This is a genomic window from Priestia sp. 3CA3 (assembly GCF_056836725.1).
Genome location: NZ_JBXENJ010000002.1, coordinates 648,117 through 669,271, shown reverse-complemented (window position 1 = coordinate 669,271; position 21,155 = coordinate 648,117). Strand labels below are relative to the sequence as shown.

General features: G+C 40.0%; 30 protein-coding genes and 2 riboswitches. Of the genes, 22 read left to right on the top strand and 8 right to left on the bottom strand.

All coding sequences use genetic code 11. The annotated features are described in order from the left end of the window. The first annotated feature begins 92 nt into the window (after window positions 1-92). The 7 genes from AC1VNJ_RS08645 (at window position 93) to AC1VNJ_RS08615 (ending at window position 6,701) form a co-directional block, all read left to right on the top strand. The gene (locus AC1VNJ_RS08645; protein WP_482640637.1) at window positions 93-470 is read left to right on the top strand and encodes a hypothetical protein; all 378 of its coding nucleotides are present in this window, start codon (window positions 93-95) and stop codon (window positions 468-470) included. Window positions 471-814: 344 nt separating this feature from the next. Further along, window positions 815-1,555, top strand: coding sequence for a metallophosphoesterase family protein (locus AC1VNJ_RS08640; RefSeq protein ID WP_482640636.1), 741 nt, complete (start codon window positions 815-817; stop codon window positions 1,553-1,555). A gap of 157 nt (window positions 1,556-1,712) precedes the next feature. Then, complete coding sequence (locus AC1VNJ_RS08635; RefSeq protein WP_176544811.1) at window positions 1,713-1,883, top strand: hypothetical protein; 171 nt, start codon at window positions 1,713-1,715, stop codon at window positions 1,881-1,883. Window positions 1,884-2,140: 257 nt separating this feature from the next. Further along, window positions 2,141-2,392: a hypothetical protein gene (locus AC1VNJ_RS08630; protein ID WP_028414722.1), complete on the top strand. Its 252-nt coding sequence runs from the start codon at window positions 2,141-2,143 to the stop codon at window positions 2,390-2,392. An 80-nt stretch (window positions 2,393-2,472) separates the two neighbouring features. Then, a riboswitch (SAM riboswitch) is annotated at window positions 2,473-2,583 on the top strand. Window positions 2,584-2,662: 79 nt separating this feature from the next. Continuing rightward, window positions 2,663-2,851, top strand: a riboswitch (cobalamin riboswitch). Between the two features lie 150 nt (window positions 2,852-3,001). Then, window positions 3,002-5,296, top strand: coding sequence for a 5-methyltetrahydropteroyltriglutamate--homocysteine S-methyltransferase (metE, locus tag AC1VNJ_RS08625; RefSeq protein WP_482640635.1), 2,295 nt, complete (start codon window positions 3,002-3,004; stop codon window positions 5,294-5,296). A gap of 142 nt (window positions 5,297-5,438) precedes the next feature. Further along, a complete protein-coding gene (locus AC1VNJ_RS08620; protein WP_115654544.1) occupies window positions 5,439-6,056 on the top strand; it encodes an acetate uptake transporter in 618 nt (205 codons plus the stop codon). A 144-nt stretch (window positions 6,057-6,200) separates the two neighbouring features. Then, entirely contained in the window at window positions 6,201-6,701 is a 501-nt protein-coding gene (locus tag AC1VNJ_RS08615; protein WP_482640634.1) for a GNAT family N-acetyltransferase, read from the top strand. 22 nt (window positions 6,702-6,723) lie between these two features. On the opposite strand, the gene AC1VNJ_RS08610 is transcribed toward AC1VNJ_RS08615, so the two are convergent. Beyond that, window positions 6,724-6,855 carry a hypothetical protein gene (locus tag AC1VNJ_RS08610; protein ID WP_258524462.1) on the bottom strand — a complete coding sequence of 44 codons (132 nt, stop codon included), beginning with the start codon at window positions 6,853-6,855 and terminating at the stop codon, window positions 6,724-6,726. A 242-nt stretch (window positions 6,856-7,097) separates the two neighbouring features. Between AC1VNJ_RS08610 and AC1VNJ_RS08605 the strand changes: the two genes are divergently transcribed. The 4 genes from AC1VNJ_RS08605 (at window position 7,098) to AC1VNJ_RS08590 (ending at window position 8,219) form a co-directional block, all read left to right on the top strand. Continuing rightward, the gene (locus AC1VNJ_RS08605) at window positions 7,098-7,298 is read left to right on the top strand and encodes a helix-turn-helix transcriptional regulator (RefSeq protein WP_063247495.1); all 201 of its coding nucleotides are present in this window, start codon (window positions 7,098-7,100) and stop codon (window positions 7,296-7,298) included. Window positions 7,299-7,322: 24 nt separating this feature from the next. Continuing rightward, window positions 7,323-7,535 (top strand): hypothetical protein, encoded by a 213-nt coding sequence (locus AC1VNJ_RS08600; RefSeq protein ID WP_028414716.1) that lies wholly within the window; start codon window positions 7,323-7,325, stop codon window positions 7,533-7,535. 74 nt (window positions 7,536-7,609) lie between these two features. Beyond that, window positions 7,610-7,774 (top strand): hypothetical protein, encoded by a 165-nt coding sequence (locus tag AC1VNJ_RS08595; RefSeq protein ID WP_186807949.1) that lies wholly within the window; start codon window positions 7,610-7,612, stop codon window positions 7,772-7,774. Between the two features lie 31 nt (window positions 7,775-7,805). Then, on the top strand, window positions 7,806-8,219 hold the full coding sequence (locus AC1VNJ_RS08590; protein WP_049165794.1) for a DUF5301 domain-containing protein: 414 nt from the start codon (window positions 7,806-7,808) through the stop codon (window positions 8,217-8,219). 81 nt (window positions 8,220-8,300) lie between these two features. Here the strand turns inward: AC1VNJ_RS08590 and AC1VNJ_RS08585 are convergent, their stop codons facing one another. Next, the gene (locus tag AC1VNJ_RS08585) at window positions 8,301-8,441 is read right to left on the bottom strand and encodes a hypothetical protein (protein WP_013058226.1); all 141 of its coding nucleotides are present in this window, start codon (window positions 8,439-8,441) and stop codon (window positions 8,301-8,303) included. A 166-nt stretch (window positions 8,442-8,607) separates the two neighbouring features. Continuing rightward, window positions 8,608-9,240: a LysE family translocator gene (locus AC1VNJ_RS08580; RefSeq protein ID WP_482640700.1), complete on the bottom strand. Its 633-nt coding sequence runs from the start codon at window positions 9,238-9,240 to the stop codon at window positions 8,608-8,610. A gap of 139 nt (window positions 9,241-9,379) precedes the next feature. Between AC1VNJ_RS08580 and AC1VNJ_RS08575 the strand changes: the two genes are divergently transcribed. Beyond that, window positions 9,380-9,991 (top strand): transglutaminase-like domain-containing protein, encoded by a 612-nt coding sequence (locus AC1VNJ_RS08575; RefSeq protein WP_482640633.1) that lies wholly within the window; start codon window positions 9,380-9,382, stop codon window positions 9,989-9,991. Between the two features lie 127 nt (window positions 9,992-10,118). Then, on the top strand, window positions 10,119-10,253 hold the full coding sequence (locus tag AC1VNJ_RS08570; RefSeq protein WP_260506420.1) for a hypothetical protein: 135 nt from the start codon (window positions 10,119-10,121) through the stop codon (window positions 10,251-10,253). Between the two features lie 72 nt (window positions 10,254-10,325). On the opposite strand, the gene AC1VNJ_RS08565 is transcribed toward AC1VNJ_RS08570, so the two are convergent. Together AC1VNJ_RS08565 and AC1VNJ_RS08560 are read right to left on the bottom strand one after the other, a co-directional pair. Continuing rightward, window positions 10,326-10,766, bottom strand: coding sequence for a DUF5391 family protein (locus AC1VNJ_RS08565; protein ID WP_482640632.1), 441 nt, complete (start codon window positions 10,764-10,766; stop codon window positions 10,326-10,328). A gap of 430 nt (window positions 10,767-11,196) precedes the next feature. After that, on the bottom strand, window positions 11,197-11,679 hold the full coding sequence (locus tag AC1VNJ_RS08560) for a DUF2500 domain-containing protein (RefSeq protein ID WP_482640631.1): 483 nt from the start codon (window positions 11,677-11,679) through the stop codon (window positions 11,197-11,199). Between the two features lie 126 nt (window positions 11,680-11,805). On the opposite strand from AC1VNJ_RS08560, the gene AC1VNJ_RS08555 reads away from it, so the two are divergent. Together AC1VNJ_RS08555 and AC1VNJ_RS08550 are read left to right on the top strand one after the other, a co-directional pair. Continuing rightward, window positions 11,806-12,771 carry a 2-hydroxyacid dehydrogenase gene (locus AC1VNJ_RS08555; RefSeq protein WP_482640630.1) on the top strand — a complete coding sequence of 322 codons (966 nt, stop codon included), beginning with the start codon at window positions 11,806-11,808 and terminating at the stop codon, window positions 12,769-12,771. Between the two features lie 11 nt (window positions 12,772-12,782). Next, window positions 12,783-13,013, top strand: coding sequence for a YczI family protein (locus tag AC1VNJ_RS08550; protein WP_482640629.1), 231 nt, complete (start codon window positions 12,783-12,785; stop codon window positions 13,011-13,013). 28 nt (window positions 13,014-13,041) lie between these two features. Here the strand turns inward: AC1VNJ_RS08550 and AC1VNJ_RS08545 are convergent, their stop codons facing one another. Continuing rightward, window positions 13,042-13,917: a Cof-type HAD-IIB family hydrolase gene (locus AC1VNJ_RS08545; RefSeq protein ID WP_482640628.1), complete on the bottom strand. Its 876-nt coding sequence runs from the start codon at window positions 13,915-13,917 to the stop codon at window positions 13,042-13,044. A gap of 164 nt (window positions 13,918-14,081) precedes the next feature. Between AC1VNJ_RS08545 and AC1VNJ_RS08540 the strand changes: the two genes are divergently transcribed. Both AC1VNJ_RS08540 and AC1VNJ_RS08535 read left to right on the top strand, forming a co-directional pair. Then, entirely contained in the window at window positions 14,082-14,840 is a 759-nt protein-coding gene (locus AC1VNJ_RS08540) for a DeoR/GlpR family DNA-binding transcription regulator (RefSeq protein WP_482640627.1), read from the top strand. Window positions 14,841-14,892: 52 nt separating this feature from the next. Further along, a complete protein-coding gene (locus tag AC1VNJ_RS08535; protein WP_098627646.1) occupies window positions 14,893-15,102 on the top strand; it encodes a hypothetical protein in 210 nt (69 codons plus the stop codon). Window positions 15,103-15,138: 36 nt separating this feature from the next. Here AC1VNJ_RS08535 and AC1VNJ_RS08530 read toward each other — a convergent pair whose 3' ends face one another. Beyond that, complete coding sequence (locus AC1VNJ_RS08530; protein ID WP_482640626.1) at window positions 15,139-15,825, bottom strand: YoaK family protein; 687 nt, start codon at window positions 15,823-15,825, stop codon at window positions 15,139-15,141. Window positions 15,826-15,898: 73 nt separating this feature from the next. Next, window positions 15,899-16,399, bottom strand: coding sequence for a GNAT family N-acetyltransferase (locus tag AC1VNJ_RS08525; protein ID WP_028414706.1), 501 nt, complete (start codon window positions 16,397-16,399; stop codon window positions 15,899-15,901). A 115-nt stretch (window positions 16,400-16,514) separates the two neighbouring features. Between AC1VNJ_RS08525 and AC1VNJ_RS08520 the strand changes: the two genes are divergently transcribed. The 5 genes from AC1VNJ_RS08520 (at window position 16,515) to AC1VNJ_RS08500 (ending at window position 21,155) form a co-directional block, all read left to right on the top strand. Next, window positions 16,515-17,444, top strand: coding sequence for a hypothetical protein (locus AC1VNJ_RS08520; RefSeq protein WP_482640625.1), 930 nt, complete (start codon window positions 16,515-16,517; stop codon window positions 17,442-17,444). Window positions 17,445-17,548: 104 nt separating this feature from the next. Next, the gene (locus AC1VNJ_RS08515; protein ID WP_482640624.1) at window positions 17,549-18,178 is read left to right on the top strand and encodes a CPBP family intramembrane glutamic endopeptidase; all 630 of its coding nucleotides are present in this window, start codon (window positions 17,549-17,551) and stop codon (window positions 18,176-18,178) included. 223 nt (window positions 18,179-18,401) lie between these two features. Further along, window positions 18,402-19,097 carry a FadR/GntR family transcriptional regulator gene (locus AC1VNJ_RS08510; RefSeq protein ID WP_013058211.1) on the top strand — a complete coding sequence of 232 codons (696 nt, stop codon included), beginning with the start codon at window positions 18,402-18,404 and terminating at the stop codon, window positions 19,095-19,097. Between the two features lie 278 nt (window positions 19,098-19,375). After that, on the top strand, window positions 19,376-20,935 hold the full coding sequence (locus AC1VNJ_RS08505; protein WP_482640623.1) for a sodium:solute symporter family protein: 1,560 nt from the start codon (window positions 19,376-19,378) through the stop codon (window positions 20,933-20,935). Continuing rightward, window positions 20,910-21,155, top strand: a complete 246-nt coding sequence (locus AC1VNJ_RS08500) for a hypothetical protein (RefSeq protein WP_050690391.1) — start codon at window positions 20,910-20,912, stop codon at window positions 21,153-21,155. The genes AC1VNJ_RS08505 and AC1VNJ_RS08500 overlap by 26 nt, the downstream gene beginning before the upstream one ends.

The following is a 21,155-nucleotide window of genomic DNA, read 5'->3' as shown; positions in this document are numbered from 1 at the left end:
TTAAATGGTAATTTATATGATATAGATTTGCTTAATGCGCAAAAGAGATTAATAGAAAAAAGCGCCAATAAAATGCTAAAAGGAGGCTGACATTGGGGATATTTTTTAATAAAATAGATTCAAACAAGAGAAGTAAGTATCAAACAAGGCTGTATTCTTGCTTCACTGTTCTCATCATAATCAATGTGATTAACAGCTGGTTTCTCGAGTGGCTGTGGCTTTATATCATCACAAGTAGCGTTCTTGTTATACTAGTGGTATTCCTGCTCAAAACACCTAAACGTGATTTAGAGAAAGAGTGGAAGCAGCTAGAAATAGAGAAAGACGAGGCTTTTGAAAACAGAGTCAATTTGATGATGATGAATGGCCGAAGCGACGTTCAGGCTATTAAATACATACGAAAAGAAAAAAATCTCGGTTTGCTTCATGCGAAGCAGTATCTTGACCGTATTAAAGAATCCAAGGAATAATAAAAGCGACCTTTGATAAGAATAGCGGGTTCGATTTTGAAGTGCAAAGTAACAAATAGCATATCAAAAAAACATATTTTTTCGTAGGCTTTTCGGTATTAAAATAACCAAAAGGACTATCAAATGATGGTCCTTTTCGCTTAAATGCCTAATATCGAAATGTAACCGTTATTTTTACTCTTTTCAGTTATCCAAGTTTGGAATTCGCTGATAACTTGAACTAAATCACTAACATTTTGGTTGAGGTTTCCTTTGAATTTTTTCAATTAAACCCGAGAGATCCATTCAACTTTGTTTTTATGGGCGACAGCAGAGGTGACGGACCAAACGATAATTGTTACACGATGAGCGGTGAATTTGAGCTTGTGTTAAAAAAGGCGGTGGAATTGAATCCGCTGTTTATTATTCATGGGGGAGACACCGTGTATACAGGAGAAAAGAGGTATTTGGAGCACTTTGTTAAAGTTGTCGAAAAAATAGCACCAAACATTCCCGTGTTTGTATGCGTAGGGAATCATGATGAATTAAACCTTGAAGAAAGCAACCTCGAAAACTTCAGAGCCACTATCGGAAAAGTGCACTGGGTCATTGATATTCCTGTCTTTAACTTCCGGTGCATCGCATTAAATAATATCATCAGTCCCAAGAATAAAATATATGGATTTACAGATAGAGAGCTGAATTATTTAGAGCAGCAGCTAGAGGATGCTCCTCGTAATACCGTTGTAGCTATGCATGCGCAGCCAAATATTGGCCGGTGGTCAGACCTGGGAGGTTTTCCTGTAACGACTCCTCAAAGTCAAGAATTTTTTGATTTAATTCAAGAACATCGCGTGAAAAAAGTGTTAGTCAGCCACGTGCATGCGTATGACGAGCAGTTTATTAGAAAAAACAGAAACGGGTCGTTTACGCTTGGAAGAGGTACTGATTTTGTATTATCAGGAGGCGCGGGTGCACCCCTTGATTTTGAACCGCCTTTAATTTTAAATAATTATAATTTTACGGAGTTTTTTGTTAGCCGGTACGACATTTTAGGACCTCTTCTTTGGAAGGATTTTGGACGACCTCGAAGAAATTGTTTGTAAAAACAAGAAAGTAGAAAGCTAGGTTCAAAAAAAGAGGCTGGGAAAAAAGGGTTTTAGACGAAATGAAAAATGAACCATTGATCAAGATGCTTGATTAGTGGTTCATTTTTTTTATTAGGGTAAACGTAGATTTCATGTGTATAAGTCTTTCTAGCAGGTGATTGGAGAACAAGACGAAGACTCCTGCGGGAAAAGCGGAACAGGTGAGACCCCACAGGAGTGTATGCGACGAGGAGGCTCAGCGACCGCCCGCGCAAAGCGAAGTCTTGTACGGAAATCAACTGCGGTGTCACAAGCGATTCAGCTCATGTATCCCATTTGCCTTTAGATTGGATTCACTTCGTTGTGTCCACCCTCTTTTAGAAAACCGTACGAAACCTTGTAGCAGAAGGCTCAGTCAAGCGTTATAATAGATAGTGAATGATGATATATTCTCTATATTTGTCATATATTTGTATTACATATGTAATTGAAGAAAAACATTCACTTGATATACTGTTTAATGACTTAACTTTATCTTAACATTCACAGTGAAATGCCTGTTCATAGAAACTTAGAACATACACAGCAAATGGAGGAGCTATCATGGCAAACGAAAAGATGCAAGAAGGACTCAATCGTTTTATTAAGGAAGATTTAAATGACCTTTTAGGTAGACTGTTCCCCCTAATGGACCGAGAATGTGCGGAAGAAAAGAGAATGCTTATCGAAACGGCGGTAGAGTACATTTATTCTTCAGGGTATCATCAAGGAGCAAAAGACTTGATCGAAACACATCGAAAAGATGATTACAAATTGTTAAGGCAAAAATTAGCGTCAACGCCTCCTGAAAACTAATTTTTTTGAAATTTCTTTTGACAACATAAATGTAAGGTGTTAAGATGACTCTACATTCAAAATATTATAAACAATTAAAACTCTTATTGAGAGAGGCGGAGGGACTGGCCCTGTGAAGCCCGGCAACCATTTAACAATCTTGTTAAAAAGGTGCTACATCCTGCAAAGCGTACAGCTTTGAAAAATAAGAGAGGATTTCATAGATACTATGCCTCTCTATTCATAATAGAGAGGCTTTTTATTTTATGTGAAGGTGTTTTGAATGAACAATTTCATAGAAATGCATCAGGTGCTGTGTAACGAATGTACGCAGCTTAAAAGGGAAGACCGGTGAAAAGCCGGCGCGGTCCCGCCACTGTAATGGGGAGCAACTTATTAACCACTGTTTCATGTTGAAATGGGAAGGGATAGGAAGCGATGAACCTAAGTCAGGAGACCTGCCTGTTGTATGCACTTAAGCTCTACGGGATATAGAGAGGAGTGAGGAATACGTGTTGAGAAAAACAGGCTATCTCAACTTTAGTTAAGTATGCGTATCATCTCTCTTTTCATTTCGAAAAGGGAGATTTTTTAGTTTAGCGATAAAAAAATATACAGGGAGTGGAAAAAATGAGCAGTGTAAAAAGTTCAAATGTAGGTTATCCAAGAATTGGTGAAAAACGAGAATGGAAAAAAGCGCTTGAGCAGTTTTGGGCAGGAAAGCTAGAGAAAGATATCTTTCTACAGGAAATTGAAGCTCTTCGTCTTGGGCATCTGAAAAAACAGCGTGACGCAGGAATTGAACTGATTCCAGTCGGCGATTTTAGCTTATACGATCACGTGTTAGATACAGCCGCTATGTTTGGTTTGGTGCCAAAGCGCTTTGAATATAACGGAGGCCCGGTATCGCTTGAAACGTATTTTGACATCGCGCGAGGAACAAAAGGTGCCGTAGCCTCTACGATGACAAAATGGTTTAACACAAATTATCACTACATCGTACCCGAGCTTGAGGAATGTACGCCGGCACTTGTAGAAAATCGCCCGCTTCAATTTTACAAAGAAGCAAAACAAAAGCTGAATATCAAAGGCAAGCCCGTTATTTTAGGTCCAGTAACATTTGTGAAGCTGTCAAAAGGATATAAAAAAAGTGAGTTTAAGAAAGTAGTTGAACAGTTTGTTCCTCTTTATGCAACAATCTTAGCGGAGCTGCAGGCAGAAGGCGTGGAGTGGGTACAAATGGATGAGCCGGTTTTAGCTACAACGCTATCAAAAGAAGACCTGGCACTGTATAAAGAAGTCTATCAAGTCCTGCATGACGCGGCACCGAATGTAAAAGTCATTTTGCAGACGTATTTTGACAGCGTAGATTACTATAAAGAAGTAGTTGCTCTTCCTGTTCACGGAATTGGATTGGATTTTGTACATGACCGAGGCGAAAATCTCACGGCACTTAATAAATATGGTTTTCCAACTGATAAAGTGCTGGCAGCAGGAGTGATTGACGGACGAAACATTTGGCGTGAAAACTTGGACGAACAGCTTTTAACAATCAGGGAAATTGAAGAAGCCGTATCAAAAGACCGTTTGATTCTGCAGCCTTCATCAAGTTTATTACATGTTCCTGTCACGGTGAAAAGCGAAAAAACCATTGAGCCAATTCTAAAAAACGCGCTGTCTTTTGCAGATGAAAAGCTAAAGGAAATCATGCTTTTAACAAAAGCGGTGCAGCAAGGAAAAGAAGCAATTGAAAAAGAAATAAGTGTAAGCAAACAGGCGATTCAAGCATTAAATGGATCATCTTTTCGAAATCACCAAGACGTGCAAAAAGAGCTGAAGCAGCTGCACAGCTATAAAGCAGAGCGCCAAGCGCCGTTTGACGTACGTCAACGTGTTCAGCAAGAAGCGTTTCAACTGCCGCTTCTTCCAACGACAACAATTGGAAGCTTTCCGCAAACAAAAGAAGTGCGAAAAGAGCGTCTGAAGTGGCGTAAAGGAGAGTTAAGCGATGAAGCATATGAAGCGTACATTAACGCTGAAATCAAAAAATGGATTGAAATTCAAGAAGACATCGGCTTAGATGTTCTTGTGCACGGAGAGTTTGAGCGTACCGACATGGTTGAATACTTCGGTGAAAAATTAGGAGGCTTTCAGTTTACGAAGTTTGGCTGGGTGCAATCATACGGTTCTCGCTGCGTCAAGCCGCCGCTTATTTACGGAGATGTCTCGTACGAGCAGGCGATGACGATCAAAGAAACGGTCTACGCACAGTCTCTAACCAATAAGCCTGTTAAAGGAATGCTGACGGGGCCGATTACGATTTTAAACTGGTCATTTGTGCGTGATGATATCCCGCGCTACGACGTGGCAAATCAAATTGCGCTTGCTCTTAGAAAAGAAGTGGAAGCACTTGAAAGTCAGGGCATCTCAATGATTCAAGTAGATGAACCGGCGCTGCGTGAAGGACTGCCGTTAAAACGAGAAAACTGGGAAAGCTACTTGAACGCCGCGGTGTACGCGTTCAAATTAGCCACGGTATCGGTGCAAAACGAGACGCAAATTCACACGCATATGTGCTATTCGGAATTCGAAGAGATTATTGATGCGATCAAAGCGCTTGATGCCGACGTGATTTCCATTGAAACGTCCAAAAGCCACGGTGAATTAATTTATGCGTTTGAAAAACATACGTATAACCAGGGAATTGGACTTGGCGTATATGATATCCACAGCCCGCGCGTACCGAAGCTTGAAGAGCTGACACGAAACATTGACCGCGCTCTAAAAGTGCTTGATCCTGCATTGTTTTGGATTAATCCCGACTGCGGTCTTAAAACAAGAGGAATCAGCGAGACGGTGGAAGCTTTAAAAGTGATGGTTGAGTCTGCAAAACAAACAAGAAAAAATTTATTACAAAACGCTTAATAACAAGAAAGTCAAGACCAAGCAGTGTAAACGCTACACTGCTTGGTCTTATGGGTTTTTTAAAGGCCAAAAATATCCATTGACACTTCCCGTAGATTTTTGTATCTTTTTAAAGGTGTTTTTAAAATCAGGGAGGTACAACATGAGTAACAACAGCACGCAGCACGTTAAAATTGTAACAGCGGATCCATCAGCGCTAGGCCTATTCGGACTTGCCATGGTGACACTTGTTGCATCGTTTCAAAAGCTTGGGGTAACCGATGGTGTTTCATTGGTATTGCCATGGGCAATTTTTTTAGGCGGGATAGGACAGCTAATTGCGTCTATGCAAGATTTCAAACATAATAATACCTTCGGCGCAACGGCTTTTGGTGCCTTCGGTTTATTTTGGCTAGGTGTAGCTATGACATGGCTTATTCAGCTTGGCGCATTTGGGGAAGCGCTCGCAAAAGAAGCGGATCCGAAGCAGCTCGCATTTGCTTTTGTCGGCTACTTAATTTTCAGCGTTTTTATGACGGTTGGAGCAATGGGCACTCATAAAGTATTATTTATTATTTTTGTATTAATTGATTTCTTATTTATTGGATTATCGCTAAGTACATTTGATGTGGCCTATGAATACACACATTTACTAGCAGCAGTCTCAGAGCTATTAATTGCTCTGTTTTCATTCTATGGATCTGCCGCGGCTGTATTAAATACTCACTACGGTCGAGTTGTGCTTCCAGTGGGCAAGCCATTTGGTGCATTTATTAAATAATCAAGACGTTCATTAAACAGCGAAGTAGGGTTGAATTCTGTATGATGCAGAGGTCAATCCTTTTTTGTTTGTGCGTTTTTATATATAGTAGAAAGAGATAGTTATATGTAATAGAAGCTTTTAGAGAAAAAAGAGAAATACATAATGAAAGGAATCGTTTCAATGATTATAAGACAAGTGGATGAAAAAGATTTAAACCAATTAATTACGTTAGAAAACAAAGGCTTTACACCTGAAGAAGCTGCCTCAAAAGATGCATTTATCACGCGGATTAACACCATTCCTGATACGTTTATCATCGCCCAAGAAAATGAAGAAATAATCGGATATGTGAACGGTCCCGTCATTTCAGCTCCGTTTATTACGGATGATTTGTTTGAAAAAACGATTTCGAACCCTGAGACAGGCGGTTATCAAAGTATTTTGGGTATCGTTGTAAATCCCAAGCATCATCACAAAGGAATCGCCAGTATGCTGCTAAAAGAGTTTGAAAAACAAGCACGGAACAAACAGCGCGTAACGGTGACTTTAACGTGTAAAGAAGAATTGATTCCGTTTTACGAAAAAAATGGATATGTGAATCAAGGAGTTGCGCAGTCCCAGCATGCAGGCGTGCAGTGGTTTAATATGAGTAAGGAGCTTTAATGTTACTACTATGAATTGCTTGTTACACCGCTAATGATTTCCGTGCAAGGCTTCGCTTTCCGCGGGCGGCCGCTGAGCCTCCTCGTCGCTTGCGCTCCTGCGGGGTCTCACCTGTTCCGTTTTTTCCCGCAGGAGTCTTCGCCTTGCCCTCCAATCATCAGCTAGAAGCACCTACATACACGAAACCTACGTTCACCATACCCATAAAAAAATTAGCACGAGATGAATTCTTAATCAAACTCGTTCGCCTTGTCCTTCAACTAACCTACTTTTGTTCTAACCTCTATTTCAGTTATGTAAAAGACTCTACTTTGTCAAACATATTTGACAGTAACAAGGAAGATAATATAAGATATGGATGTAAAAAGTTTTTTACATTTTAGAGATGAGTGATGAATGGTGGAAAACCGAATTAAAGAACTGCGTAAAGTTAAGCGGATGTCTCAAGATGAACTGGCGAAAGTATGCGGCGTATCTAGACAAACGATTAATGCAATTGAAAACAATAAGTATGATCCAAGCTTAGCGCTGGCTTTCCAGCTGGCCCAAGAACTGGGAGCAACAGTAGATGAGCTGTTTTTATTTCATAAATCATGAGTTAGTTAAAAAGGAGAAGGTAATGTGAAAGTAAAAAAAGCGGACGAAATGGAAAAGTTTGAAATCAAGCAAGCGGCGCGAAACGGCTTTTTATTTTATACAGTAGCGCTGTTAATTTGGTCTTCCTATGATTTTATTAAAACCGGTGAAAGAGGCTGGGAAGCCACAATCTTACTAGTAGGAATATGCGTATATTTTTGGACACTCGTTTATTATAAACGAAAAGTACATAGCTAATAAGTGAACGGAAATCGAAAATACTTTGATCACTTCACATAAAAGAGATTTACAGAGCAACGGCGGTGAAATGAATGAAAAATCGAGCTGCAGGAGTAGCTCTTACAAGCATGGGCATGTTACTGTTGATGATAACGTTAATACTTCCTGTTCCGGGATTAATCTACAGTTTACTTGTAGGAAGCAGCATTCTACTAAAAGGATGCGGAACAGGAGGAATAAAAAGGTGTATCACCTGAATGCAGCGTGATGTAGAAAAGGAGGTTCCTTTTGAAAAAAAGAACGATTATTATAGCTGCACTTTTATTTATCATCGTATTTTATTTTACATATACCGGGAAAGCCTATCAGTTAAAAGACGTCATAAAAGTAGAGGAAGCAAACGTTACGCGTATTGAAATAGATACGGACGAAGGAAAACGTGTAGTAGATGACAAAAAAGAGATAAAGCAAATCGTACATTCTTTAGCAAAAGTAGAAGTGAAAAAAAGCAAGGAACTCGATCCAAAGTTTGACCAGTCTTACTGGGTAAAAATCGTTGAAAACGGAAAAGATGCGTACGGATTAACGATTTACGATGACGATTACATAAAAGCGTTTAACTTTGAAGATAAAAAACAGGCGACGTATACGATTGTTAAAGATCAAAAAGTAGATGTTAAAAAGCTGTTTTCAACTAAATAAAAAACCTACTAAAAAAGACAGCCTGCGCTGTCTTTTTTTATAAAAATAATAGATTGAAAATTTTGACTATTTTAAGTGGAATTAATCCTTGCCTATATAATTAATAAATGATTGAATTAGGTCAATATCGGGGTTAACTAACAGTGCTGGAAGAAGGCCAAATGTTAATAATACAAGGACGTTTGATCCAATAAAGATGCGAAGTGCTTTTTTGATTTTCATGATATTTCCTCCCTTTTTTATATTTTCGTATAAAAAGAGAAAAAAATCAATAGAAATGTGACGAAAATGTGAACTTTTTGTCTGGTAGTCCCTGATAGATTATAAAAATTCCCTCTCTATACTAGATAAAGAGGGGATATAGTAAATCATAAAATATGTAGAAACATTAAAAGTACATGCGCAGATTCCCGATAAATCGGTAGAGAAAATAGCATGAAAAGCCAATTAAGATACATCCAGCTGCAATAGAAACCCATTTGATATAAAGCTGATTCAGCACTTTTCTAGTTCCAGAGACAATTGTCATTAAGCCCAGATCATGAATTAAAATTCCCGTTAATATTCCGGAAGCAATCACTAGGAAATGAAAAGAGTGAGAGGCTTGAAGCGAATTTGTCAGCACCGTTCCAAATACGCTCAGCCAAAAAATGAGATTGCTCGGAGAAATCGCAACAAAGATTCCGTTCACATAAGAAGAGGCAAACGACTTTTTTACGTGTTCTCCAGGAGCCGTTATATCATGATCCGCGTGTCTAATGCTGTCATAGCCAATATAAAGTAAAAAAAGTGCCCCTACAAGCCACATAACAAGCTGGATAAAAGGAGCAGACAAAAAAGAAGCCAGTCCAGAGTAAAGAAGCACAATTAGCAACAAATCAACCGTCATGCCTCCAAGTCCCACAACCCAGCCGTGAAGAAAACCATTTTTTAAACCCTGCTTCGTCATTTCAATCGTTACCGTACCAACGGGAAGGGCAATCGAAAGACCGAGCAGCACATTTGTTAAAAATAACGTCACCAAAAACAAAACCTCTTTCAATCTCGTATCTACTATCGTTTTCCGTTTAAGTGGTCTTTCATTATATAAAAATATGTAATAAAATTCAATATTATGAATAAAAAAACATACAGTGAAGATAAGAGGAGGAAAAAAGTAAATGAAGTTAATTTGTGAATCGTTACAAAAAGAAGACTATATACAAGAACTTTCTGAAGTGAATTTTACACATCCTTTAATTCAACAAAAGGTACGTGAACTCAAAAGCGGCTCGCCTTATTCTCCAATAGCGTACATAAAAAAAGCGTACGAGTTTGTGAGAGATGAAGTTTCTCATTCATGGGATATTCAAAGCAGAATCATCACGAAAACGGCTTCAGAGGCTTTAAAAGAAAAGGAAGGAATTTGTTACAGCAAATCTAATCTACTAGCCGCTTTGCTGCGTGCAGAAGGGATTCCGACAGGCTTTTGTTATCAAAGATTAATCCTTGGGGATACGATAGACACAGGCTACTGTATTCATGCGTTAAATGCTGTCTACATCAAAAGTGAAGAGAAATGGATTCGATTAGACGCGAGAGGAAATAAAGAAGGAGTGCAAGCCGACTTTTCGCTAAAAAAAGAAAAACTGGCTTTTTCAGTAAATCCTACACAGGGTGAAGTAGACTATGCGACTATTTATACAAAACCTCGTAAAGAAACAATGGACGTGTTGTCTCAGCACGAAGACTGCTTGGATATGTATTTGCACTACTTGCCTACCGAGCTATAAAAAGAGGCTGGGACAAACATATTTTAGTTAAAGGAAGATCCGAACGATGAATGGAGAACCTTAATAGAGAATGAAATTCGTTCGGATTTTTTATTGATAGTTTCATGTATGTGGCTGCTTCTAGCTGGTGATTGGAGGGCAAGGCGAAGACTCCTGCGGGAAAAGCGGAACAGGTGAGACCCCGCAGGAGCGTACGCGACGAGGAGGCTCACCGGCCGCCCGCGGAAAGCGAAGTCTTGCAAGGAAATCAACAGCGGTGTAACAAGCGGTTCAGCTCATCTCTCCATTTTATTCGTCTTTAACTGAAAAATTAGTATGCCATCTCTTCACCATTTTAAACGCTTTCCTGCATAGTGGCTGACGGTCTTTTAAACGCAGCAACAAACCACACAATATTCGTAATCAGTAAGCCTAAGCAAGAAATCATTACACCTATGATGGAAGCTAAGTTTCCTGAGAAATCTTCCAGTCCAAATAAAAACAGAGCCGGCATTAGTAATAGAGTGCTAGCAGCGATTAAAAGTCCAATGCTGCAAAAAGCAGCCATCACAAATTTTAAGAAATGCATTCCTAGCAGATAAAATGCTAAAGGCAATAGATATAAAAATAGAATCATGCCAAGAGATAACCACATCCCAACTGAACCGAACGTGTTAACATTGGGACCAGAATCTGCTAGAGGAGAAAGCGAAGCAAGAACTATGATAGAGCAGAAAAATAGGCCGGAAAGCAAAGTGGTGATCGCTACACTATTTTTTGTTGTCGAATTACGCACTGTTTGTTAACCTCCTTTCTCAATAAAAAAAGTATATGGATTAATTTTACAATATAAAAGTCCGGAAATCACCAATTTTTTACAAAAATATTCGATAGGCTGGATAATAATGAAGATAAGATGGGTTGAGATAATACACGTGAACATATTTTTTGTGTGGGCCTGGATAGTGGGTTTCGTGCCAGTATTGCGTCAGTATTGTTTGAATAGGGTGCGAATGAGGGGCTTCTCCGTAATGTCCGTAGTAGATGCCGCTTCCTGAATAAGGAGAATACATAAAATCACCTGCCTGCTTAAATGAATGTGTTACACGGTATGTTTTTACGTTGGTTAACGTTCTTCTACAGTGCAAAAAGGGCACAATTAGGTCATTGGCTATATGAATGCTCTCTTACAGTAAGAAAGACCTCTAAAAGCACGAGGTCATAAGCTAAGCATCTGTATGTTCTTCACTGAAATTCCTTTGAAAATCCAAAAAACGAGTTCCTTGAAACGTCAGTATTCCTTCGTCTCCTTCTGCAAGCTTGCCGTACTGGCTGCCTGAAACAGCAAATTCAGAGCGGTCGGTGCTTTCAAATTGAAAGGTTACGTAGTAAGTTGTAGACGTATGAGAGTGGTGATGTTCGTGAGCATGGCTGTTATGGTGCTGGACGTTTGTCCGTTTGCCCGTAATTTTTGCTTTTACGGATAGACGGGGAGACTGCTCATTTTTGCTCCACGTGCTGATTCCTTTAAAAATAGAAAATAAGAAAATACCAATAACAATAACAAAAAATAGCATAACAAACGTAGGCATTCCGTTAAGTAACGCATCGTCTGGAAAAAAAGCGCCTCCGCTTAGGTCAGCATCACCTTCAAAAACAATGTCATCTCCGGACGGATCATCTTCAAATATCATTTCATCTTCAAACATTCGTATTCCCCCTTACTATAAATACGGTTCCTGAATGGAAAAAGTTTCATCTTTATAGTAGTCTTATGATAGGATAGCTAGTTACTATTCATACATATGAGTGAACAAGGAAAAGGAGAGATCAACATGTGGAAATACAAAGTTGTTATGTCTGGAAAGACGTGGCCAAACGCTTACGAAAAGCTAGCGGAACACTGCGATATTCAAATGTGGGAAGGAGAAGGGAAGATTCCACAAGAAACGCTGCGCGACTGGCTTCGTAATGCTGACGGCTTTTTTAATATCGGCCACATTACAGTGGACGAAGAGCTATTAGAAGCAGCACCGAATCTGCGCGTTATTTCTCAATCAGGCGTCGGGTATGACAGTGTAGATGTCGAAGCGTGTACCAAAAAAGGCGTGCCGTTTAGCAATACGCCGGGCGTGTTAGTAGAAGCGACGGCTGATTTAACGTTTGGTCTCTTATTGTCAGCAGCTCGCCGCATTCACGAAGGCTATGAAAAAGTGAAACAAGGAAACTGGGAAACGGTATTTGGCGTTGATTTATTTGGAAAAACGCTTGGTATTGTTGGAATGGGCGATATCGGAAGCGCCGTTGCCAGACGAGCAAAGGCATCGGGGATGAACATCGTTTACCACAACCGAAGCCGCAAGCATGAAGCAGAAAAAGAGCTTGATGCCGTATATCTTTCGTTTGAAGAACTGCTTCACACAGCTGACTGTATCGTATGCTTAGTACCGCTTTCAGATAAAAGCAAAGGCATGTTTGGAGAAGCGGAATTTAAAGCAATGAAAAGCAGCGCGTATTTTGTGAACGCAGCGCGCGGGGGATTAGTGGATACGGAAGCACTGTACGAAGCGCTGAAACATGAAGAAATTGCGTATGCCGCACTGGACGTAACAGATCCAGAGCCGCTTCCGGCAGATCACAAGCTGCTGCAGCTTTCAAATGTGCTAGTAACGCCGCATATTGGAAGCGCTACGTACGAAACGCGCAATCGCATGGCAGATCTAGCCGTCCAGAACCTGCTTTTAGGCCTTGAGAAAAAGCCTTTAGTGACGTGCGTGAATGAAGAAGTGAACTACAAGTAAGGAGAGATTTTTTGTTAAAAGCATTACAGCTTATTTTTTCAATTATTACCGTTGGACTGGCTCTTTATATGATGCTCACTCACAATTACCAGTTCCTTTCGTTTTTAAATATACTTCTAGGCTTAACGATGCTAGTTTTAGGAGCAATTGAGTGGCAAAAAAGAAAAAAAACCAGCGCGTGGCTGTTGCTGTTAGTTGCGCTGTTTAGCTGGTTTGTTGGTATTTACCGCATGATCAGTTAAAAACGCTTGGCATTTGCCAAGCGTTTTTTTAATGTGCTTTTAGCTGTGTTTCTAACACGTTTTCAATAACGGAAGCTACTCCGTTTTCATCGTTTGTTAATGTAACGTCATCTGCTAGTGCTTTAATTTCCGCGTGCGCATTTGCCATAGCAATTCCTTTTCCAGCCGTTTGAAGCATCGATACGTCATTAAAGCTGTCTCCAATGGCAATGGTATCCTGAAGAGAAGCGCCAAGCTCTTTGACAACGTAGGTTAATGCATTTCCTTTTGAGGCGTCTTTGTGTTCGAGTTCAAAGTTGTGATCAGCGGAAGAGACAAGGGTCATGTCATGCTGCTTGCTAAAGTGATCCCAGCCTTTTTTTCGTTTTTTATCATCAAATGAAAAAGCTAATACGTTATAAAGCTCAGCGTTTGTATTTAAAATGTCTTCATACGATGCAACAAAGGCAAATCCCGTTTGGCTGTACTGCTTAGCCGCAGCGTGATGAAGTCTTTCTACGTCCACGTTTTTATTGGCGCTTTTTACCCGGTCAATTTCAATGGCCAGCAGCTCTCGGCCCGAGTTTGGTGTATAAATCGCATGCTCTGCAAACACTTCATAATAAAATTCGTTTGCATCCAGCCACTGAAGCGCTTCTTTTACGTGATGGGCATCAATTGGAACAGAATGTCTAAGCTTTCCGTTCGGGTCATGAATAGTCGCTCCGTTTGCGGCAATCACCCAAAGATTTGAAAGCTCAGCTTTTTTTAAAATTTCCTGCACGTCGAAATAAGCGCGCCCTGTAGCAACCACGACTTCAACTCCATGTGTTTGCGCTTTTTTAATTGCTTCTGCATTAATTGTGCTAATTTCACTGCTGCTATTTAAAAGAGTTCCATCTAAGTCTGTAAAAATCATCTTCATAAACTATCTCTCCCTTTGACTATTATTACTTGTTTTTGCGTGTTTTATCTTGTTTATCCTACAATAAACGAAAAAACACTGATAATCAAGCGTTTTTACATTGTTTTTACAAAAGAAACAAGTATAATAAAGTAAAAAGCAGAAAGAAAACAGGTGAACAAGCAATGCTAAAACAAGAAAGACGCAAACAAATTATGAATTTGCTTGAAAAAGAAGGGCGCATTGTAGCTACGACGCTTAGTCAAACGCTGAACGTTTCAGAAGATACAATCCGCAGAGACCTGCGGGAAATGGACGCGCTCGGTTTGCTGCAGCGTGTGCACGGAGGAGCACTTCCGCGTTCCACGTCTGCGGTTGATTACAAAGAGCGTAAACGTGAATTGATGGATGTTAAGCATTCACTTGCCGTTGCGGCGCTTCCGTTAATTAAAGACGGGCACGTGCTCTTGATGGACGGAAGTACAACAAATATTCAGCTCGTCAAAGCTTTTCCAAAGAATTTAAACGTTACGGTTATTACAAACAGTCCGTTAATTACCGTTGCATTAGCGGAACATGACTTTGTAGAAGTTGTTTCTCTTGGAGGAACGTTTCGAAAAGAATCGATGGTCACGGTAGGACAAAGCGTGGTTGATACGCTTAAACAAATTCGAGCGGATCTTTGTTTTTTAGGCGTGTACGCGATCGATCCGAAAATTGGCATGAGCATTCCTTTGCTTGAAGAAATGCACATTAAAAGTCAAATGATTAAAAGCGCGAGTGAAGTAGCGGCTATTGTAACAGCTAAAAAACTCAATACGTCTTCAACGTACACGTTCAGCTCAGCCAACTCACTAGATTGGCTCATTACAGAAGAACATGTGAACGAAACCGTGTTAAATGCTTATCGCGAAATCGGCATTGAAGTGATCACAAATAAATAGTAGTGTTAGTAAGGAAGTATATGGTAATGTAGAGTAAAAAGGAGCTTGAGCGATGAGCGAACAAATAGATGTTACGCAGGAATTAGCGAAGCTTCAGCAAAGAGTCGAACACCTAGAGAAAAGAGTGAAAGAAGCAGAGTCCAGGCAAGGCCCTTTATGGTTTCTATGGGAAGCTATACGATCAATTTTAATTGGACTATTTATTGTAGGACCTGTGGTCGCCATTATTTTTGGTGTGTTAGGGGCACTATCCGGAAAATAAAAGACCCGTTTTTTTATCGAAACGGGTCTTTTATTATTATTTTTCTGAATCAGAGCGAAACTTTGTGCTGACAAAAATGATAATGGCTAATAGAATCACAATTGGCAGCCAAATAATTTCAAATTTATAAGCTGGCTCTGCAAGTGCGGCGATAACAGCGCCAAAGCAGTAAAGCACAAGAGACAGCGCGCGAAGAATCGCATCGGTGTTAAACGTTTTGCGGTAGCGAGAGCTGCGAAAACGTGCCGTTACGTCTTCAAAGAAGTTAGCAAGCGTCCCTGTTAATACAGTTGTAGAAATTCCGGCTACGCCAAGCTTTCGAGCAGCCGTTGTTTGAAGACCCATTGCTGAGCTTAATAAGAAAATAAATAAGTAAGTTACGTGTAAAGAAGGAGAAAACGAAGATAAAAGTGCAAAAACAAGTAAAATCAATCCTTCTATTCCAAGGGCAATCGTTACAGCTTTAGGCCAAAACGTTTTTTCTTTGTTTCCAACTAGGATTGCAGCTCCTACAACTCCTACAATAAAACCTCCTAAAGCTGTGAGGGAATGAAAAACAGTTGTTCCAAGCGAGTTTCCGATTGCTAACCCAAGCAGCACGATGTTTCCCGTCATATTTGCAGTAAAGATATGGCCAAGGCTTAAGTAGCCAATCACATCCACAATACCTGCTGTTACGCAAAGAACGAGCAAAATAATGTTTCGATAAGTAGAATTCGTCACGGTAAGTCATCCTTTCTTTTTATACCAACTAAACAGTTTACCGTGAAGAAAAAAATCTGTCCAGAGAGTTGTCCTACAAATTTTCAAGTGTGTCCCACCCAAAAGCCACTTCAGATAGAGATGTACCATCAATGATAACGTCAGCGCGATCGATTCTTTTTCCGCCAAGCGCTTCATAAAATTGACAGGCGCCGTTTTGTTCAAAAGCCCATGTGAGCATCGTATGTATATCACGGTCTACAAGCTCTTGCGCTATTTTATGCATAAGCGCTTTGCCAATTCCTTTTCGCTGATGCTCTGTGAGTAAATACATGGCATACAGTTCTCCGGTATAGGAAGGATGCTTGTTGGTTCTTTCTTTACCATAAGAAGCAAAGCCTACGATTTGACCGTTTTCTTCTGCAACGAAAACAGAATTTGATTCCAGCTGCTTTTTCCAGACGGCTTTTCGCTTTTCAGCGTTCAACGAATGTAAAAAAGAATCCGGAACAAGTCCTTTATAAGTCGATTTCCAGCTTTCTACGTGTACGTGGGCAATGCCCGCTTCATCACCAATTCTCCCTTGACGTATCATCTGCTCACCTCGTTTTTTTCTATATTTTAACATAAATTTAAAGGTGGTATCCCCGTTTTTCCGTTTTCTTTGTATATATATAGTAGCTATTTTACATAACAAAGGAGATGACGTAATGAGTAAATTATTATTAAAAGATCAGCCGTTACTTGTACTGCCGGCGCTTGCAGTCAAAGTAGGAGTGAACGGAGCGCTGTTTCTTCAGCAGCTTCACTACTGGCTTGAAAAAAGCGTAAACGTGCAGGACGGATATACGTGGGTATACAATACCAATCAGCAGTGGCTGCAGCAGTTTCCGTTTTGGTCGCTTTCAACGATTCAACGCATCATTTCAAAGCTTGAAAAAGAAGGGTTGATTATAAAAGGAAAATACAACCGCTCTAAATTTAACAACACGGTTTGGTACCGAATTGATTATGAGCAATTAGAAAAGCTTATGCCAAGCGATGAATTTGAAGAGCTCGAAGATGTCAATTTGACAGAAAGGGCTAGTCAAATTGAAGCAGCGGAGCCGGTCACAGTGACTGCGTCATTAACAGAGACTACAGCAGAAAATACAAATCAAATAAAAAGAGAAGAAGACGCGCATGACGCTTACGCCCAAACGTTGGAAGCCGCTTTTATTGCTAGAAGAAACCGAGGGATGTATCCTTCAGCCAGTGATTTAAAGCATATGTACGAAGTCGCAAAAAGCGAAATACCACTAGAAACGGCGCTATCAGGACTGCAGGAAGCATTCGATCACTACGTGCCTAAATACAGCGGTGATACCATTCGAACGTTTGCTTATATTAAACAGCATCTTTTTCATAAGCATTATGTAACATCACAGCGTACGCTAGCGAGTCAACAGGCTGAAAAGCCGATTTCCTACGTCAATAAAAAGCGTGTCGTTCGCAAGGAAATGACGCCGGATTGGCTAAGAGAAAATGAAGAGACAGCGCCTTCAGCTCCTGCTTTTAAAGACGATGCTCACTTTGAAGAAGAAAAGAAAAAGCTTGCTGAAAGTCTTCGCGAGTTGGAGCAAGAATTAAAAAATAATTGAAAATACCACTGGACTTTTATAAGATAAAAGATAGTAAACCTTTTGAATGCGAAAGGTTTACTTGGTAAAAGAAAAGCGGCTTTTAAAGAAGGTGCGCCATAAACGTGATAAAATTTTTGTTTTTGCTGTTCATGCCTACAATCTTTGTTTTGTTCGGTTTGTGGCTTATCCAAAATGTGTTGGTAACATTTGTTTGCTTTTACGGCTGGATGTTTATGATTTTATATGCGAATAATAAAATTAACTTTAAGGTAGCGCTTACAAAGAAATCTCTGTATGTGGGAACTCTCAGCGGAGTTTTATGTGCCGCTGCTATAATTGGAAGCAGCCTGCTTTTTTCTGGTAAAATCTTTCATGTAGAAGATATGCAAGCGGTTTTGCAAATATGGGGATTTAGCGGATGGAAAGTTACCGTTTTAGCCGTCATTTTGATTTTTATTAATCCTGTTTTAGAAGAAATGTATTGGCGAGTCTATATAGAGAATAAAGTGAAGAAGCATCTGTCCTTACCTGCTTCAAGTATTGTTACATCAAGCTTTTATACGCTTTATCACCTGTTTATTATTCTGCCCGTTTTTGCGTTTCCTTTTAATTGGATCTCGGCTGCAGGCGTTTTTTTAGCAGGTATAATGTGGGCGTGTATAAGGGAGCGATATGGTGCCAAAGCGGCAATTATTAGTCATGCGTTAGCGGACGCGGCGATTATGATTGTATACGGATTATATGTAAGATAGTGGTATTATATCAAAAAACCATGAATCGTTATTCATTTATAACTTGTTTTCATGGTATAATAACAATAATAGTAAAATTTTATCAACACATTTGAATTGAAATAATGTATACTTGTAATACAAAGATTGAAGCGTTTACATAAATCGGAATACACATAGTTAATCTGGGTCCGATGAAAACAAAAAAAAGAGAGAGATAATTACTTGGAGGAGGAATAGAAGTATGTTTGTACCTATTGAGCGTAAAAAAGTATCTAGTCAAGTGCTTGATCAATTAAAAAAGATGATTAAAGAGAAAACGTTCCCGCCAGAGTCTCGTTTGCCGTCGGAACATGAGTTATCCAAAATGTTTGGAGTGAGCCGCGCACCAATTCGTGAAGCGCTAAGCGTTCTTTCTGCCAGTGGATTGATTGAATCAAGACAAGGCGGAGGAAGCTACGTAAAGCGTGTAAACTTAGTGGGCATGCTTGATCCAATGACGTTTGAAATGGTTGAAGCAGATCAGGTTCTTGAACTAATTGAAATGCGTATTATCATTGAGTCGCAGGCAGCAAGCCTAGCCGCGCTGCGCCGCACAGATGAAGAACTGATTGAAATTAAAGAATCGTTAGAAGCATTTAAAAAGACGGTTCATAACAGTGAAGAAATTGGACATGAAGCAGACTATCGTTTTCACCATGATATCGTGAAAGCAGCTCATAATTCATTCCTTCTTCATGCCGTAGAAGATTTAGGGCATTTATATCGAAAAGCGCTTGCTTATTCGTTAAATAAAAGCCAAAAAGAAAATCGCAAGCAAACGGATGCTGACCATGAACGCATTTTTGAAGCGATTAAAAATGGAGAGCCAGAAGAAGCAGCAGAAGCGGTTCGTGATCACTTAGAGCACGTTCGCCAAAAAGTAATGGTATCTCAATAATAAAAAAACGACAGCCCGAGTGGCTGTCGTTTTTTTATTAATCAGACCATTCATGTGAGGAAATAGCACACGATGAAAACGAAAATTTATGCTTAAGCCGGTGCAAATGTGCCGGCTTTTTTTGTGTGAAAGGAGAAAATATCTAATTATACTCTTTAATAATCAGAAAATACAGTATTGTTAATAATTTTACGACGTGGTATTTTATTAACAAATGTTACTTTTATTTACATATTTATGTTAGTAAATCTAACATTTATAGAAAGAGGAGGGATAAGATGCTTTCATCAAGCGTCGGATATTTGATTTTACTGATTTTTGGAGGAGGATTTACGGCCGTTACAATTATGATGCAGCGCCGTCAAGGAAAGGAAATGACGGCTGAGCAGTTCAGTACAGCCGGAAGAAATGTAGGCGTTGGGCTGGCGAGTGCATCCATTATCGCCGCGTGGACATGGGCCGCTACGTTAATGATGTCTTCATCCACAGGCTATCAGTACGGAATTAGCGGACCGTATTGGTACGCAGCGGGAGCAAGCATTCAAATTTTGCTGTTTGCCATTGTAGCGATTAACCTGAAGAAAAAAGCACCGAACGCTCATACGTTTTTAGAATTTATTGCACAGCGTTTCGACGTGAAAAATCATCGTTTAATGCTTGGATTTGCTCTTATGACAAATATTATTGTGACCGCCATGGTTATTTTAGGAGGAGCCATTGCTTTAAACTCTCTTACTGGGATGAATATTTTTGTTGCCGCTTTTTTAATTCCTCTTACGTTTACCATCTACACCATGATTGGCGGTTTAAAAGCCTCATTTGTTGCTGATTATTTTAACACCGTTTTTATTTTCATTATTTTATTTATTTTTGCTGCTGCCGTTTATTATAAGTTCGGCGTAACAAGCGTGTACGAAGGGCTGAAAAATCTGCCTTCGTCACAGCACATGCTTACGATGGCATCGGTGCCGGGCCTTTTTTTTGGGATGATTAATATTATCGGGAACTTCGGTACGGTCTTTGTGGATCAAGCTTACTGGCAGCGTGCCATCGCAAGTAAAAACAGCGCTGCTTCAAAAGCGTATATTTACGGCGGAATTGCCTGGTTTTCGATTCCCTTTGCCGTTGCCACTTTCCTTGGCGTAAGTGCCGCTGGTCTTGGAATTGCGGTTGATTCACCAGATTCCATTGCACCCGTTATGGCGTCACACGTGCTTGGAAATCTAGGTTCTATTTTGTTTTTAACGATGCTGTTTATGGCAGTAATGTCGACAGGAGCGGCTGAATTAACGGCGATCACGAATATTATCGTAACGGACATTTACCTGCGTTCTATCAACCCAAAAGCAAGCAGTAAAAAAATCTTAAGCACGTCGCGGAAAGTGACGCTTGGCTTTGGGCTGGCGATGGGCGTGTTTTCCATTTTACTGTTTTACTTAGGAATTAGCCTTGGGTTTGTGTATATGGCCATGGGTATTTTCGTCAGCGGAGCCGTTATTCCCGTTACGCTTGGATTGATGTGGAAAAAAGCGACGAATACAGGTGCATTTTACGGCGCGCTGTTAGGAATGATCGGAGGCGTTATCGCATGGAACACATCTGCTTACGTGATTAATGGTTACATTAATGTGGATGCCCTTGGCGGACTGTATCCAATGCTTATTGGAAATTCTACCGTTTTTATCATCAGTGGGGTCATATCAATTGGACACGGCTTGCTTGCTAAAAAAGAATTTGACTTTGATGAACTAAAAGATAAATTCAAAAGCTTTGATGAACATGGAGATGAACCATTAAGAGAGGAAGTGGCGTATGGATCCACAACAACAGTTAAATAAAGACGCAAAGCTATGTACGCGCTGGGCGCTGGGACTTACATTCTTATTTGTCCTCTTGTTTCCAGGCGTGATGTTTTTAACGGGCTATCAATATACGCTTTCCTTTTTTAAAGGTTGGACGTATCTGGCGTTTGGCTGGCTGATTATCGCAGGGATTTGTATTATTGTCGGGCCTGTGGTGGAGTTCGTGAGGGAGAAGAAGGATAGTGCTTTAAAATAA